Annotated in this window: 29 protein-coding genes; all 29 read right to left on the reverse strand. The window is 50.4% G+C overall.

Annotated elements, in window-relative coordinates:
- Nucleotides 1-82 precede the first annotated feature (82 nt).
- Entirely contained in the window at nt 83-481 is a 399-nt protein-coding gene (gene rplQ / locus A0129_RS09090) for a 50S ribosomal protein L17 (protein WP_008249425.1), read from the reverse strand.
- A 33-nt stretch (nt 482-514) separates the two neighbouring features.
- On the reverse strand, nt 515-1,495 hold the full coding sequence (gene rpoA, locus A0129_RS09095) for a DNA-directed RNA polymerase subunit alpha (RefSeq protein WP_008249422.1): 981 nt from the start codon (nt 1,493-1,495) through the stop codon (nt 515-517).
- A gap of 72 nt (nt 1,496-1,567) precedes the next feature.
- The gene (gene rpsD / locus A0129_RS09100) at nt 1,568-2,191 is read right to left on the reverse strand and encodes a 30S ribosomal protein S4 (RefSeq protein WP_291714376.1); all 624 of its coding nucleotides are present in this window, start codon (nt 2,189-2,191) and stop codon (nt 1,568-1,570) included.
- Nucleotides 2,192-2,267: 76 nt separating this feature from the next.
- On the reverse strand, nt 2,268-2,663 hold the full coding sequence (gene rpsK, locus A0129_RS09105) for a 30S ribosomal protein S11 (protein ID WP_008249418.1): 396 nt from the start codon (nt 2,661-2,663) through the stop codon (nt 2,268-2,270).
- Between the two features lie 27 nt (nt 2,664-2,690).
- Nucleotides 2,691-3,056, reverse strand: coding sequence for a 30S ribosomal protein S13 (gene rpsM, locus A0129_RS09110; RefSeq protein ID WP_008249417.1), 366 nt, complete (start codon nt 3,054-3,056; stop codon nt 2,691-2,693).
- A 15-nt stretch (nt 3,057-3,071) separates the two neighbouring features.
- Entirely contained in the window at nt 3,072-3,185 is a 114-nt protein-coding gene (rpmJ, locus tag A0129_RS09115) for a 50S ribosomal protein L36 (protein WP_008249416.1), read from the reverse strand.
- A 24-nt stretch (nt 3,186-3,209) separates the two neighbouring features.
- On the reverse strand, nt 3,210-3,428 hold the full coding sequence (infA, locus tag A0129_RS09120) for a translation initiation factor IF-1 (RefSeq protein WP_008249415.1): 219 nt from the start codon (nt 3,426-3,428) through the stop codon (nt 3,210-3,212).
- A 3-nt stretch (nt 3,429-3,431) separates the two neighbouring features.
- Entirely contained in the window at nt 3,432-4,760 is a 1,329-nt protein-coding gene (secY, locus tag A0129_RS09125) for a preprotein translocase subunit SecY (RefSeq protein ID WP_291714378.1), read from the reverse strand.
- Nucleotides 4,761-4,771: 11 nt separating this feature from the next.
- Complete coding sequence (rplO, locus tag A0129_RS09130; protein ID WP_291714380.1) at nt 4,772-5,206, reverse strand: 50S ribosomal protein L15; 435 nt, start codon at nt 5,204-5,206, stop codon at nt 4,772-4,774.
- Entirely contained in the window at nt 5,206-5,391 is a 186-nt protein-coding gene (rpmD, locus tag A0129_RS09135; RefSeq protein WP_198006812.1) for a 50S ribosomal protein L30, read from the reverse strand. The genes rplO and rpmD overlap by 1 nt, the downstream gene beginning before the upstream one ends.
- Complete coding sequence (gene rpsE / locus A0129_RS09140) at nt 5,391-5,906, reverse strand: 30S ribosomal protein S5 (protein ID WP_291714402.1); 516 nt, start codon at nt 5,904-5,906, stop codon at nt 5,391-5,393. Before rpsE ends, rpmD begins: the two co-directional genes overlap by 1 nt.
- Before the next feature lie 18 nt (nt 5,907-5,924).
- Nucleotides 5,925-6,287, reverse strand: a complete 363-nt coding sequence (rplR, locus tag A0129_RS09145; RefSeq protein WP_291714382.1) for a 50S ribosomal protein L18 — start codon at nt 6,285-6,287, stop codon at nt 5,925-5,927.
- An 18-nt stretch (nt 6,288-6,305) separates the two neighbouring features.
- Nucleotides 6,306-6,839 (reverse strand): 50S ribosomal protein L6, encoded by a 534-nt coding sequence (gene rplF / locus A0129_RS09150; RefSeq protein WP_291714384.1) that lies wholly within the window; start codon nt 6,837-6,839, stop codon nt 6,306-6,308.
- A gap of 12 nt (nt 6,840-6,851) precedes the next feature.
- Nucleotides 6,852-7,247: a 30S ribosomal protein S8 gene (rpsH, locus tag A0129_RS09155; protein WP_138516976.1), complete on the reverse strand. Its 396-nt coding sequence runs from the start codon at nt 7,245-7,247 to the stop codon at nt 6,852-6,854.
- Between the two features lie 12 nt (nt 7,248-7,259).
- A complete protein-coding gene (gene rpsN / locus A0129_RS09160) occupies nt 7,260-7,565 on the reverse strand; it encodes a 30S ribosomal protein S14 (RefSeq protein WP_291714386.1) in 306 nt (101 codons plus the stop codon).
- Nucleotides 7,566-7,573: 8 nt separating this feature from the next.
- Nucleotides 7,574-8,113 carry a 50S ribosomal protein L5 gene (rplE, locus tag A0129_RS09165; RefSeq protein ID WP_105028070.1) on the reverse strand — a complete coding sequence of 180 codons (540 nt, stop codon included), beginning with the start codon at nt 8,111-8,113 and terminating at the stop codon, nt 7,574-7,576.
- A 10-nt stretch (nt 8,114-8,123) separates the two neighbouring features.
- Entirely contained in the window at nt 8,124-8,438 is a 315-nt protein-coding gene (rplX, locus tag A0129_RS09170) for a 50S ribosomal protein L24 (protein ID WP_105028069.1), read from the reverse strand.
- Nucleotides 8,439-8,445: 7 nt separating this feature from the next.
- Entirely contained in the window at nt 8,446-8,814 is a 369-nt protein-coding gene (rplN, locus tag A0129_RS09175) for a 50S ribosomal protein L14 (protein WP_008253348.1), read from the reverse strand.
- A 108-nt stretch (nt 8,815-8,922) separates the two neighbouring features.
- Nucleotides 8,923-9,195 carry a 30S ribosomal protein S17 gene (rpsQ, locus tag A0129_RS09180; protein ID WP_008253346.1) on the reverse strand — a complete coding sequence of 91 codons (273 nt, stop codon included), beginning with the start codon at nt 9,193-9,195 and terminating at the stop codon, nt 8,923-8,925.
- On the reverse strand, nt 9,192-9,386 hold the full coding sequence (gene rpmC / locus A0129_RS09185; RefSeq protein ID WP_008253344.1) for a 50S ribosomal protein L29: 195 nt from the start codon (nt 9,384-9,386) through the stop codon (nt 9,192-9,194). Before rpmC ends, rpsQ begins: the two co-directional genes overlap by 4 nt.
- 3 nt (nt 9,387-9,389) lie before the next feature.
- On the reverse strand, nt 9,390-9,806 hold the full coding sequence (gene rplP, locus A0129_RS09190; RefSeq protein WP_008253343.1) for a 50S ribosomal protein L16: 417 nt from the start codon (nt 9,804-9,806) through the stop codon (nt 9,390-9,392).
- A gap of 14 nt (nt 9,807-9,820) precedes the next feature.
- On the reverse strand, nt 9,821-10,627 hold the full coding sequence (gene rpsC, locus A0129_RS09195) for a 30S ribosomal protein S3 (protein WP_291714388.1): 807 nt from the start codon (nt 10,625-10,627) through the stop codon (nt 9,821-9,823).
- 9 nt (nt 10,628-10,636) lie between these two features.
- Nucleotides 10,637-10,966, reverse strand: coding sequence for a 50S ribosomal protein L22 (gene rplV / locus A0129_RS09200; RefSeq protein ID WP_130557584.1), 330 nt, complete (start codon nt 10,964-10,966; stop codon nt 10,637-10,639).
- Between the two features lie 10 nt (nt 10,967-10,976).
- The gene (gene rpsS, locus A0129_RS09205; RefSeq protein ID WP_105028066.1) at nt 10,977-11,252 is read right to left on the reverse strand and encodes a 30S ribosomal protein S19; all 276 of its coding nucleotides are present in this window, start codon (nt 11,250-11,252) and stop codon (nt 10,977-10,979) included.
- Between the two features lie 15 nt (nt 11,253-11,267).
- The gene (gene rplB, locus A0129_RS09210; protein WP_291714390.1) at nt 11,268-12,095 is read right to left on the reverse strand and encodes a 50S ribosomal protein L2; all 828 of its coding nucleotides are present in this window, start codon (nt 12,093-12,095) and stop codon (nt 11,268-11,270) included.
- A 1-nt stretch (nt 12,096) separates the two neighbouring features.
- Complete coding sequence (rplW, locus tag A0129_RS09215; RefSeq protein WP_291714392.1) at nt 12,097-12,393, reverse strand: 50S ribosomal protein L23; 297 nt, start codon at nt 12,391-12,393, stop codon at nt 12,097-12,099.
- On the reverse strand, nt 12,390-13,010 hold the full coding sequence (gene rplD / locus A0129_RS09220) for a 50S ribosomal protein L4 (protein WP_291714394.1): 621 nt from the start codon (nt 13,008-13,010) through the stop codon (nt 12,390-12,392). Before rplD ends, rplW begins: the two co-directional genes overlap by 4 nt.
- A gap of 10 nt (nt 13,011-13,020) precedes the next feature.
- A complete protein-coding gene (rplC, locus tag A0129_RS09225) occupies nt 13,021-13,665 on the reverse strand; it encodes a 50S ribosomal protein L3 (RefSeq protein WP_291714396.1) in 645 nt (214 codons plus the stop codon).
- Nucleotides 13,666-13,764: 99 nt separating this feature from the next.
- Nucleotides 13,765-14,076 carry a 30S ribosomal protein S10 gene (gene rpsJ, locus A0129_RS09230; RefSeq protein ID WP_008253393.1) on the reverse strand — a complete coding sequence of 104 codons (312 nt, stop codon included), beginning with the start codon at nt 14,074-14,076 and terminating at the stop codon, nt 13,765-13,767.
- Nucleotides 14,077-14,173 lie beyond the last annotated feature (97 nt).

A 14,173-nucleotide genomic window follows, 5' to 3' on the forward strand; every position in this document is an offset into this window, starting at 1 on the left:
TTAAAACTGATTCCGCGGCACTCAAATTCAGCATCACTTGAAGTGGCAACACAGCCACGACAAAAAGCAATGCCGAATGGTTTTAGGCCTGCTCTTCAGCGATTTCTACAATCTCAGCAGTTTCGGGACGATCCACCAACTCTACCAAAGCCATTGGTGCATTGTCGCCTTTGCGGAAACCAAACTTCAAAACGCGCATGTAACCACCTGGTCGAGCCGCGTAACGAGGACCGATCTCGTCAAACAACTTCACAACCATTTCACGGTCACGCAAGCGGCTAAATGCCAGGCGCTTGTTGGCCAGTGTGGGGGACTTGCCCATGGTGATAATGGGTTCTGCAATCTTGCGCAGTTCCTTGGCCTTTGGCAGCGTTGTTTTGATCACTTCGTGACGCAACAAAGCGTTGGTCATGTTTCTAAACATTGCGAGGCGGTGGCTGCTGGTGCGATTTAGTTTACGCAATCCATGACGGTGACGCATTTTAAATATCCTTCAATCTAACAAACGCTAAGCTCAGGGCTTATCGAGACCGGCGGGTGGCCAGTTTTCCAATTTCATACCGAGTGTCAAACCGCGTGCGGCCAACACCTCCTTGATTTCGTTCAACGACTTGCGACCCAGGTTCGGAGTCTTCAACAACTCGTTTTCCGTGCGCTGAATCAGATCGCCGATGTAATAAATGTTTTCGGCTTTCAAACAGTTCGCTGAGCGCACCGTCAGTTCCAGATCATCTACCGGACGCAACAGGATTGGATCAACCTGTGGAGCACGCTGAGAAACTTCAGGTTCAGCCGTATTCTCCAGTGCAGCAAACACAGAAAGTTGCTCAACCAGAATACGTGCGGCCAGACGAATCGACTCCTCAGGTGACAACACACCATTGGTTTCAATCGACATCACCAAACGGTCCAAGTCTGTACGCTGTTCTACACGCGCACTTTCCACGGCGTAAGAAACTCGTTTAACCGGGCTGAATGATGCATCCAGTACGATGCGGCCAATCGCCTTGCTCGGCTCGTCAGGGAAACGACGAACTGAACCTGGAACATAACCACGTCCTTTCTCAACCTTGATTTGCATGTCCAACTTGCCGCCTTGAGACAAGTGGGCAATCACGTGATCCGGATTGATAATCTCCACATCATGGGGAAGCTCAATGTCGCCCGCCGTCACTACACCTTCAACCTCGCGCTTCAGAGTCACAGTCACCACATCGCGTGACTCCAACTTAAAGACGATTCCTTTCAGGTTCAACAACAGGTCTACAACGTCTTCCTGCACTCCATCCAGTGTCGAGTATTCATGCACAACACCGGCGATCGACACCTCAGTGGGTGCATAACCAATCATGGATGACAACAACACGCGACGCAGAGCGTTACCCAGAGTGTGGCCATAACCACGCTCAAAGGGCTCCATGACTACTTTTGCACTGTTGGGGGCGACTGTCTCGACCTCAACAATACGTGGCTTCAGCAAGCTAGCATTAAACATTCAAAATCCTTTTCAATACCCTCGGCTCGTTACACCGATAAGGCTGGGGATCCCTTGGATCAGTTAATCAAATTAACGTGAGTACAATTCAACGATCAAACTTTCGTTGATCTCTTGAGAAAGGTCAGCGCGCTCAGGAATGCTCTTGAAAGAACCTTCCATTTTCTTCGCGTCGACATTTACCCACAGCGGGAAACCCATCTGTTCTGCCAAAGTTACAGACTCAACAATACGCGCCTGAGTCTTCGACTTTTCGCGAATGGAAATCACGTCATTCAACTTCACGGAGTAGGAAGGAATGTTAACGGCCTTGCCATTCACCAAAATCGCCTTGTGGCTTACCAGCTGACGTGCTTCGGCGCGAGTGGAACCGAAACCCATGCGATAAACCACGTTGTCCAGACGGGATTCCAACAATTGCAACAAGGTTTCACCGGTGTTGCCTTTGCGGCGTGACGCTTCAGCGAAGTAGCGACGGAACTGCTTTTCCAGCACACCATACATACGCTTCACTTTTTGCTTTTCACGCAATTGTTGACCGTAGTCAGAGGTACGAGCACCTGAGGTGCGACCATGCTGACCTGGCTTTGAATCCAGCTTGCACTTGGAATCGAGACTACGGCGTGCGCTTTTCAGACTTAAATCTGTGCCTTCACGACGTGACAACTTACACTTTGGAGCTGTATATCTAGCCACTTGAAACCTCTTTCATTACGCGATTTGACTCGCTTCAGTCCGCCAAACGATCTGGCGAACAATGGTCTTAAAAAAATTAGATGCGACGACGCTTGGGAGGACGACATCCGTTGTGTGGGATCGGAGTGATGTCAGAAATACTGGTCACTTTGATACCCAATGCATTCAAAGCACGTACGCTGGACTCACGGCCTGGGCCTGGTCCTTTGATGAGCACTTCAACTGTCTTGATACCGCATTCTTGCGCGGCCTTGCCTGCCACTTCAGCAGCCACCTGAGCAGCAAAAGGAGTCGACTTGCGTGAACCCTTGAAGCCCTGAGCACCCGATGTAGACCAAGCCAAGGCATTGCCTTGACGATCTGTGATCGTGATGATGGTGTTGTTGAATGAGGCGTGCACGTGCGCAATACCGTCAGAAATATTCTTTTTGACTTTTTTGCGTGCGCGGTTATTCGCTGTTCCTTTGGCCATTTGGCTAACCTTCCTATGATTACCTGATTATTTCTTCAGTGCGATACCAGCACGCTTCGGACCCTTGCGAGTGCGAGAGTTTGTGCGAGTACGCTGACCACGTACAGGCAGACCCTTGCGGTGACGAAAACCACGATAGCAACCCAAATCCATCAAGCGCTTGATGTTCATGGTTACTTCACGGCGCAGATCACCTTCAGTCAGGTACTTGCCCACTTCGTCACGCAGCTTTTCCAAATCTGCGTCGTCGAGGTCTTTAACCTTTTTGGACTCAGGAATTGAGGTCACTGCACAAATCTTCTTGGCGGTGGAACGACCAATGCCGAAAATAGCAGTCAGACCGATAACGGTATGCTGGTGGCTTGGAATGTTAATGCCGGCAATACGAGCCATTTAAATCCCCTTTTATTAACCTTGACGCTGCTTGTGGCGCGGCTCAGAACAAATCACGCGAACAACGCCCTTGCGCTTGATCACTTTGCATTTTCTACAAATCTTTTTTACAGATGCCTGAACTTTCATGGCGAAACTCCAAAAAGAACCAATTCATTTGGCTCGAAAAACAATTCGTGCTCTGGACAAGTCGTACGGCGTCAACTCAACCGTCACCTTGTCACCAGGAAGAATACGAATGTAGTTCATCCGCATCTTGCCTGATATGTGACCAAGCACCACGTGACCATTTTCCAATTTCACTCGAAAAGTGGCGTTAGGGAGGTTTTCAACTACCTCTCCCTGCATTTGGATAACGTCGTCTTTAGACAATCACTACCTCGTTAATCCAGAACCCTTGAAGCTTGATTTCTTCAACAGGCTGTCGTATTGCTGGGACATCACGTAGGCCTGAACCTGTGCCATGAAATCCATCGCAACCACTACAATAATCAACAGAGATGTACCGCCAAAATAGAACGGAACACTCAATCCCAAAACCAGGAACTCCGGCAACAAACACACCAAGGTGATGTATGCCGCACCGATCAGAGTAAGACGAGTCAACACCTTATCGATGTAACGGGATGTCTGCTCACCGGGGCGAATTCCAGGCAAAAATGCACCACTTTTTTTCAAGTTGTCTGCTGTCTCTCTGCTGTTAAACACCAATGCAGTGTAAAAGAAACAGAAGAATACAATCGCAGCTGCGTAGAGCAACATGTACAGGGGGTGTCCGGGAGAGAGAGTCTGTGAAACCTCTTTCAAGAAACCCACCACAGCACCGTCACCGGACCCGAACCAACTTGTCAAAGTCGCGGGCAGCAAAATGATGCTTGACGCGAAAATCGGAGGAATCACACCGGCCATATTCAACTTCAATGGCAAATGTGAAGTCTGTCCCTGATAAATCTTGTTGCCGACTTGTCTCTTTGCGTAGTTGACAGTGATCTTGCGCTGACCGCGCTCTACAAACACCACCAAATAAGTCACCGCCACGGCAAGAACCACAATCATCAGAGCAACGAGAGAGTTCATTGCACCGGTTCTAACCAGCTCAAACAACCCACCAATCGCCCCAGGCAAGCCCGCCGCAATTCCCGCGAAAATCAGGATCGAAATACCATTCCCTAAGCCTCGCTCGGTAATCTGCTCGCCCAGCCACATCAGGAACATGGTACCGGTGACCAGCGAAACGGCGGTGGTGAAGCGAAATGCCATTCCTGGGTCAATTACCAAACCAGCTTGTGACTCCAGAGCGACCGAAATACCAATCGCTTGGAAGGTGGCCAAAAAGAAAGTGCCGTAGCGAGTGTACTGGGTAATCTTTCGACGACCCGCTTCACCTTCCTTCTTCAAGGCCTCCAGCTGCGGTACAACCACACTGGCCAATTGCATAACAATCGACGCAGAAATGTAGGGCATGATACCCAACGCAAAGACGGTAAAACGGGACAAAGCCCCGCCCGAGAACATGTTGAACATGCCCAAAATACCGCCTTGCTGGCTGTCAAACAGCTGCTTAAGCTGCGTAGGATCGATTCCAGGTACCGGAATATGTGCGCCAATACGATACACAATCAGAGCCAGCAACAAAAACACCAGACGCTTACGCAGGTCAGTGAATTTGTTGGATGACGCCAATGTAGATGGATTAAAGGCCACGCGATGCTCTCTTAAGCGTTAATGGAGCCACCAGCTGCCGCGATGGCCTCTGCTGCGCCTTTCGTTGCCTTAATGCCGTTCAATACCACAGCACGCTTGATCTCGCCAGCCAGAATGACCTTCACGGACAAGGTTTGAGCAGGAACCAAACCAGCCTGCTTCAAAGTCAGGATGTCAATGGTGTCTACGGCCAATGTGTCCAAATCTGTCAAACGGATCTGAGCGTTAAAGGCAGCAGTGCGTGAGGAGAAACCACGCTTTGGCAAACGGCGGTGCATCGGCATTTGACCGCCTTCAAAACCAACCTTGTGAAAACCACCACTGCGTGACTTCTGACCCTTGTGACCACGGCCAGCAGTTTTACCCCAGCCAGAGCCAATACCACGGCCCACGCGCTTTCGGTTGAACTTACTGCCTGGTGCAGGTGCAAGTGTATTCAATTCCATTATGCAGCCTCAACTTTCAACAGGTAGGACACCTTGTTAATCATTCCACGCACCTCGGGTGTATCAACCAGCACTCGGCTGTGATTCATACGACGCAGACCCAAACCACGCACGGTAGCGCGATGAGTTTCTTTGGTTCCGATGATGCTCTTAACCAACGTAACTTTTACAGATCCGCTCATGATTAAGCCTCAAATAACTTTTCAACTGACAAGCCACGCTTGGCGGCAATCTCAGCTGGGGTTTGCAACTTGCCCAAGGCATCCAAAGTTGCGCGAACCAGATTATACGGATTCGAAGAACCGTGGCTTTTGGCCACGATATTGCGAACACCCACAACTTCCAGAACAGCTCGCATTGGACCACCTGCGATAATACCGGTACCCTCTTGCGCTGGTGCCAGGAAAACCTTGGAGGCGCCGTGCTGTCCGAAAACGATGTGATGAATAGAGCCATCGCGCAGCGATACTTTTTCCATCTGGCGACGAGCCTGCTCCATGGCCTTCTGAACTGCCACCGGCACTTCACGGGATTTGCCTTTGCCCATACCCACGCTGCCGTCGCCGTCACCTACGACAGTCAATGCGGCGAAGCCCAGAATACGACCACCCTTAACAACCTTAGTCACGCGGTTAACCGCGATCATTTTTTCCTTAAGGCCGTCATCACGCGCTTCAGGCGCGGCATTTTTACCTTGCATTCTTGCCATGATCACTCCTTAGAATTTCAAGCCAGCTTCACGCGCAGCGTCAGCCAGTTCTTTAACGCGACCATGGTAGGCAAAGCCTGAGCGGTCGAAAGCAACTTCGCTGATGCCGGCAGCCAAAGCACGCTTGGCGATTGCGGCTCCGACCAGCGCTGCTGCAGCTTTATTTGAACCAGACTTTCCATCCAGCTGGGCACGCAACTCTTTATCGTTCGTAGACGCAGCCGCCAATACCTGACCGCCGTCTGCAGAATGAACAGCAGCGTAGATGTGAGAATTGGTACGGAACACACACAGACGTGTCGCGCGGGCAAGCGCAATGCGACGTCTGGTTTGTTTTGCACGACGGACACGTGCTTCTTGTTTAGTTTCCATGATTTACCTCTTGGTGCCTTATTTCTTCTTGGTCTCTTTGATAACCACACGCTCATCGGAATAACGCACACCCTTGCCTTTGTATGGCTCTGGCGGACGGTACGCGCGAATTTCTGCTGCGGTTTGACCAATCACTTGTTTATCGGCACCCTTCAGAATGATCTCTGTAGGTGTTGGCGTTTCGGCCTTCACGCCGGCTGGCAACTTGTGAATGACAGGATGAGAGAAGCCTAGCGCCAGGTTGATGGAATCACCCTGAACTGCTGCTTTATAACCCACACCAACCAACTGCAACTTGCGCTCGAAACCCTTGCTCACACCATTAACCATATTGGCCAACAATGCCCTGGCCGTACCAGCCTGTGCGTTCGCATCAGTCGTATCAACAATCGGTTTAACCGACAGAACGCCATTCTCAAACACCGGCATCACCAATGAATTCACATTCAGCTTCAATTCAGCGTTGCCGCCCTTCACTGAAACCACCTGTCCATTCACGGTAACCTGCACGCTCGAAGGCACAGAAATGGGAGCTTTCGCTACTCTTGACATTTCATTACCCCTTTAAGCCACATAGCAGATAACTTCGCCGCCGATACCAGTGGTACGGGCCTTGCGATCAGTCATCACGCCTTTGGAAGTTGAAACAATTGCCACACCCAAGCCGTTCATCACCTGAGGAATGTCGTCTTTACCTTTGTAAATGCGCAAGCCTGGCTTTGACACACGCTCGATCTTCTCGATCACAGGGCGGCCAGCGTAATACTTCAACTCAATTTTCAATACAGGCTTTGCAGACTCACCCACAATTGAGAAACTCTCAATGTAACCTTCATCTTTCAAAACTTGCGCAATAGCTACCTTCACTTTTGAGGAAGGCATCTCAACCGAAACCTTGTCAACACCTTGAGCATTGCGAATGCGGGTCAACATGTCGGCGATTGGATCACTCATACTCATAATTAGAACCCCTTACCAACTTGCCTTAGTGATTCCAGGAATCTCACCACGCATGGCAATTTCACGGATCTTGTTACGGGCCAAACCGAACAAACGGAATGTGCCGCGGGGACGACCAGTCAATTCGCAGCGGTTACGCTGACGAGTTGGGTTCGCATTTCTTGGCATCGCCTGCAACTTAAGACGTGCCTCATAGCGGTCTGCTTCACTGACCGACTGATCTTTCACAATCTTGTTCAAAGCTTCGCGCTTGGCTGCGTATTTCTTAACCAATGCTGCGCGCTTTTTCTCACGATTAATCAAAGCTAGTTTTGCCACGTCACACCTCAGTTACGGAACGGGAACTTGAAAGCGGTCAACAAAGCCTTGGCTTCATCGTTGGTACGCGCTGTCGTAGTTACACTGATGTTGAGACCCCGAAGTGCGTCGATCTTGTCGTACTCAATCTCAGGGAAAATAATCTGTTCTTTGATGCCGATGTTGTAATTGCCACGGCCATCGAAGGACTTGCCAGATACGCCACGGAAATCGCGCACACGAGGAAACGCGATAGTTACCAAACGATCCAGGAATTCATACATGCGATCTCCACGCAGAGTCACCATGCAACCCACAGGATAACCTTCGCGAATCTTGAAACCGGCGATCGCCTTCTTGGCCTTGGTAACCACAGGCTTCTGACCCGCGATTTTTGTCAAATCGCCCACAGCATGCTCAATGATCTTCTTGTCGTTGACAGCCTCACCCACACCCATATTCAGGGTGATTTTGGTAATGCGAGGCACTTCCATCACAGACTTGTAACCAAACTGTTTGGTCAACTGACCAACCACTTCGTTTCTATAAAACTCTTGAAAACGTGACACGACGGCCCCCTTAGTTTGCCAACTGAGCGCCGGTTTTCACCAGGACTCGCACGGACTTCCCATCAACTTCCTTGATGGCTACACGAGATGGCTTACCTGTCTCTTTGTCAAACAAACTGACATTGGACTGGTGGATGGGCATTGTCTTGTCAACAACACCACCAACATCTCCCTTCATAGGATTTGGCTTTTGATGCTTCTTAACGATGTTGACACCCTCTACCAAGAGGTACTCATCATTCACGCGGGAAAGTACAACGCCTTTCTTTCCCTTGAACTTGCCGTTAAGAACCAGCACTTCATCGCCTTTGCGAATTTTGTTCATATTTACCTCACAGAACTTCTGGTGCCAACGACACGATTTTCATGAACTTTTCATTACGAAGCTCACGTGTCACTGGGCCAAAAATACGGGTACCGATGGGTTCGAGTTTTGCATTCAACAAAACCGCTGCGTTGCTATCGAATTTGATCAACGCGCCATCTGGACGACGAACGCCCTTGGCAGTGCGAACCACTACTGCGTTGTAAATTTCGCCTTTCTTGACACGACCGCGTGGGGCCGCATCTTTAATGGAGACCTTGATGATGTCACCAATGCCCGCGTAACGGCGCTTGGAACCACCAAGAACCTTGATGCACATTACAGAACGCGCACCCGTGTTGTCGGCCACATCTAGCCGTGATTGCATTTGTATCATGGATTGTCAAACCAACTTAATTGCTTTCGCAACCAGTTTTGGTCCCGCAAGGGTTGAAAAGATAGCCTGCTATGGTAGCAGGCTTGAATTACTTGAGCAAGACAAAAATCAAATGATTTTTGCTTTCTCCAACACTTTGGTCACACTCCAAGATTTTGTCTTGGAAATCGGACGACCTTCGCAGATCTCGACCAGATCACCCTCACCGACTTCATTGCTTTCGTCGTGGGCTGTGTACTTGTGAGACTTTACGATGTACTTGCCATAAATCGGGTGCTTGATACGGTTCTCGACCATCACGACCACCGATTTGGTCATTTTGTCACTTACCACGCGACCCACCAGGGTTCGCTTCAAACTTACTTTCGCTTCGGTGCTCATGCGGACCTCTTCGATTGAGTCATCACTGTTTTTACACGAGCGATGTCTTTACGTACTTTTGCCAACTGGGAGTTGTTGGTCAACTGCTGCGTGGCAGCCTGCATACGCAAAGAAAACTGCGCACGCAACAACTCTTCCAACTCTTTTGTCAATTCTGCAGCGCTTTTGCCGCGCAATTCAGAAGCTTTCATTGCTTAACTCCCAATCTGACGTGTCACGAACACGCAAGGAAGAGGCAACTTGGCTGCCGCCAAGCGGAACGCCTCACGCGCCAACTCTTCACTTACACCGTCCATTTCGTAGAGAACCTTACCAGGCTGAATTTCAGCCACGTAGAACTCAACGCTACCCTTACCGTTACCCATACGAACTTCGGCAGGTTTATTGGTAATTGGTTTGTCCGGAAACACGCGAATCCAAATCTTACCGCCACGTTTGATGTGGCGAACCATGGCTCGACGGGCCGATTCAATCTGACGCGCAGTCAAACGACCGCGGCCAGTAGACTTCAGACCGTAAACACCAAAAGAAACACTTGCACCACGCGTGGCCAGACCGGTGTTGCGGCCTTTGTGTTCTTTTCTATATTTGCGACGTGATGGCTGTAACATCATGCGCTCCTAGATTACTGTTCTGAGGAAGTGCTGGCAGCGCCTTCCTCTTTGTTTGAACCACTAGCTGCTGCGCTAGCACCTTCGGGTTTACGCGCCTTGCGTGCACCGGCTCCGGCTGGGCGAGTAGAAGGACGACGCGGGCGACGCTCTTCCTTTTCTGCCTCAACTGGCGCTGCCGCAACATCTCCACGACCCAATGTGTCACCTTTGTACACCCAAACCTTGATACCGATAATGCCGTAGGTAGTTGCCGCTTCACTTGTTGCGTAGTCAATGTCGGCGCGCAGAGTGTGCAAAGGCACACGGCCTTCACGGTACCACTCGGTCCGAGCAATCTCGATACCGTTCAAACGACCAGACGACATGATCTTGATGCCCTGGGCACCCATGCGCATGGCGTTTTGCATCGCGCGCTTCATAGCACGACGGAACATAATGCGACGCTCGAGCTGCTGGGAAATACCGTCTGCAATCAACTGCGCATCAATTTCGGGCTTGCGAACTTCTTCAATGTTCACATGAACAGGCACACCGACCAATTTTTGCAAGCTGGACTTCAACAACTCAATGTCTTCACCCTTCTTGCCAATCACTACGCCTGGACGTGCAGAATAAATCGTTACGCGAGCGTTTTTGGCAGGGCGCTCAATCAGCACTCGACCGACTGACGCGTTTTTCAACTTCTTCTTCAGGAAATCACGAACCTGGATATCTTCAAGAAGCATCTTGGAAAAATCACGATTCGATGCGTACCAGCGAGAAGCCCAATTGCGTGATACCGCGAGGCGAAAGCCCGTAGGGTTAATCTTCTGACCCATGTAACCCCCTTAGTTTCCAACCGTCACATAAATGTGACTGGTCTTCTTAGTGATACGATTGCCACGGCCCTTGGCTCGCGCTGTGAAGCGCTTCAACACTGGCCCCTCTTCCACGTAAATGGTTTTTACTTTCAATTCATCCACATCAGCGCCATCATTGTGCTCAGCGTTGGCGATTGCACTTTCCAACACTTTTTTCACAATCAAAGCCGCCTTCTGCGGAGAGAAAGCAAGAATGTTCAAGGCTTGATCAACCTTTTTACCGCGAATCAGATCAGCGACCATACGGCCACGCTGAGGCGACAAGCGAACACCCTTCAAAATTGCACGAGTTTCCATTTCTTACCCCTTATCGCTTGGCCTTCTTGTCAGCCGCGTGACCCTTGAAAGTGCGTGTCAACGCAAATTCGCCGAGTTTGTGACCAACCATGTTTTCGTTGATGTACACCGGCACATGCTGCTTGCCATTGTGTACAGCGATTGTCAGACCGATGAACTCAGGGAGCACAGTCGAGCGACGGGACCAGGTTTTAATTGGACGCTTGTCCTTGGATGCTGCAGCAGCCTCTACTTTTTTGATCAAGTGGGCGTCGCAGAAAGGACCTTTTTTTAATGAACGAGACATATCTGTTTACCCCACTTAACGCTTGTGACGACGCTGAACAATCATCGAATTGGTACGCTTGTTGTTGCGAGTGCGGTAGCCCTTGGCCGGCTGACCCCACGGGCTCACTGGCACGCGACCCTCACCGGTCTTACCCTCACCACCACCGTGCGGGTGGTCAACCGGGTTCATCGCCGTACCACGCACTGTTGGACGAATGCCCTTCCAGCGAGTTGCACCAGCCTTACCAACCTTCTTCAAGCTGTTTTCTTCGTTGCTCACCTCACCAATGGTGGCGCGACACTCGATGTGAACTCGACGAATTTCGCCAGAGCGCAAACGCATTTGAGCGTAAGTACCATCACGGGCCAGCAACATTGCAGAACCACCAGCCGAACGCGCAATTTGCGCCCCCTTACCTGGCAACATCTCTACGCAGTGAACAGTTGTTCCCACTGGAATGTTGCGGATCGGCAAAGTGTTGCCAATCTTGATCGGCGCTTCTGAACCGTTCAGAACCGTTTGGCCTAGTTGCAAACCACGAGGCGCAATGATGTAGGCACGCTCGCCGTCTGCGTAACAGATCAAAGCAATGTGAGCTGTGCGGTTTGGATCGTACTCGATCGTTTCCACTTTCGCTGGCACACCATCCTTGTTGCGCTTGAAGTCAACCATGCGGTAATGCTGCTTGTGACCACCACCCATATGACGGGTTGTGATGCGGCCATTGTTGTTACGACCCGCAGTCTTTGACTTCTTTTCAAGCAGAGGCGCGTAAGGCTCACCCTTGTGCAGATGCGGATGAACCACTTTCACCATGGCACGACGGCCTGGCGACGTTGGCTTTAATTTAACTAATGGCATGTTACGCAGCCTCCGAGAAATTAATTTCCTGACCAGCTTTCAGCGCAACATAGGCTTTGCGCACATCGGACCGACGTCCCATGGTGCGGCCAAAGCGCTTCTGCTTGCCAGCGATGTTAACCACACGCACAGCATCAACCTCGACCTTAAACAGCAGCTCTACAGCGGCCTTGATCTCTTGTTTGGTTGCAGTGGTGCAAACCTTGAAAGCAATTTGTTCATGTTTGTCGGCTAGCATGGTGCTCTTTTCAGAGACGATGGGTGCCAACAAAATTTTCATTAAGCGCTGAGTGTTCATGCGTACATCTCCTGCAGTTTGTCGATTGCAGCACGAGTCGCAACCACCCTCTTGAAGTAAATCAAAGAAAGAGGGTCAGCGTAGCGTGGCTCAACCACTGCCACATTGGGCAAATTTCTAGACGCCAGGTACAGATTTTCATCCACTGAATCAACAATCATCAGAACAGAATCCAAACCCATACCTTTCAATTTCTGATCGAGCAACTTGGTCTTCGGGGCTTCCAAGTCCAAGGACTCAACCACCACCAATCGACCTTCGCGACTCAATTGAGACAGGATGGAGCACACACCAGCACGGAACATCTTTTTGTTCAGCTTCTGCGTGAAATTCTCATCTGGAGAGTTCGGGAAAGTTTTACCGCCTCCGCGCCACAATGGGCTAGACACAGCACCGGCACGCGCACGACCAGTACCCTTCTGCTTCCAGGGCTTGCGCGTGGAAGCACGCACTTCAGAACGATCTTTTTGTTGACGTGTACCCTGACGCGCATTGGCCTGGTATGCAACAACCAACTGATGGATCAGCGGCTCATTGTACTCACGACCGAACACAACATCGGAAACCTGAACAGTTTGAGAGGCCTGCCCAGAATCACTAATGACTTTCAATTCCATCTGGTTCCCCTTACGCCTTTGCCTTGACAGCTGGCTTAACCAACAATTGGCCACCTTTGGATCCGGGCACCGCGCCCTTGATCAACAGCAGACCACGTTCGGCGTCAACACGAACCACTTCCAGATTCTGAGTGGTACGGTTTACGTTACCCAATTGACCCGCCATGCGCTTACCAGGAAACACTCGGCCTGGATCTTGAGCCATACCGATTGAGCCGGGCGCATTGTGCGAGATTGAGTTACCGTGAGAAGCACGCTGCGAGCTAAAGTGGTGACGCTTGATGGCACCGCTGAAACCCTTACCTTGAGTCACGCCACTCACGTCAACTTTTTGACCAGGCGCGAAAATCTCCGCGGAAACGGCTGCACCAACCTGCAACTCTGCAAGTTTGGCCGTGTCAACACGGAATTCAACAAGGGATGATGCTGCCTCGATAGAAGCTGCAGCGAAGTGGCCAGCCTGCGCCTTGACAACGCGAGAGGCTCGCTTTGACCCGTAGGCCAACTGAACGGCTGTGTAGCCATCTTGTTCGAGTGTTTTGAGCTGCGCAACACGGTTAGAAGACACATCCACAACAGTCACGGGAATAGAAACACCCGCTTCCGTAAAGATGCGCATCATGCCGATCTTGCGACCAATAAGGCCTAGACTCATGATTTCTCCAATTTCGGCTACGATTGGCCGAATGATTAAATTCTATCTAAAGCTAACCTTTTGAAAAGGTTAGCCAAAGATTATATGCGTTAATTAAATTTATTGCAACTTGATTTCAACATCCACACCAGCCGGCAGATCCAGTTTCATCAAAGCATCCACAGTTTTGTCTGTTGGGTCTACGATGTCCATCAAACGCTGGTGAGTGCGGATCTCAAACTGATCACGCGAAGACTTGTTCACGTGGGGAGAACGCAAAATGTCGAAACGCTTGATTCGAGTTGGCAACGGAACCGGACCTTTCACTACTGCACCGGTGCGCTTGGCTGTTTCTACGATTTCGAGAGCCGATTGATCAATCAGCTTGTAGTCGAAAGCTTTCAAGCGAATGCGAATTTTCTGATTATTCATGTTTATTCCTAAAGAGCTGAAAGAGTGTGACCAAACTTGACTTTTGGCTCACCTCAAAATTACCCGCATCAATCAATTGATGCGGGCTCATTCCAAG

The organism is Limnobacter sp. CACIAM 66H1, assembly GCF_001601825.1.
In the GTDB taxonomy this organism is placed as follows: domain Bacteria; phylum Pseudomonadota; class Gammaproteobacteria; order Burkholderiales; family Burkholderiaceae_B; genus Limnobacter.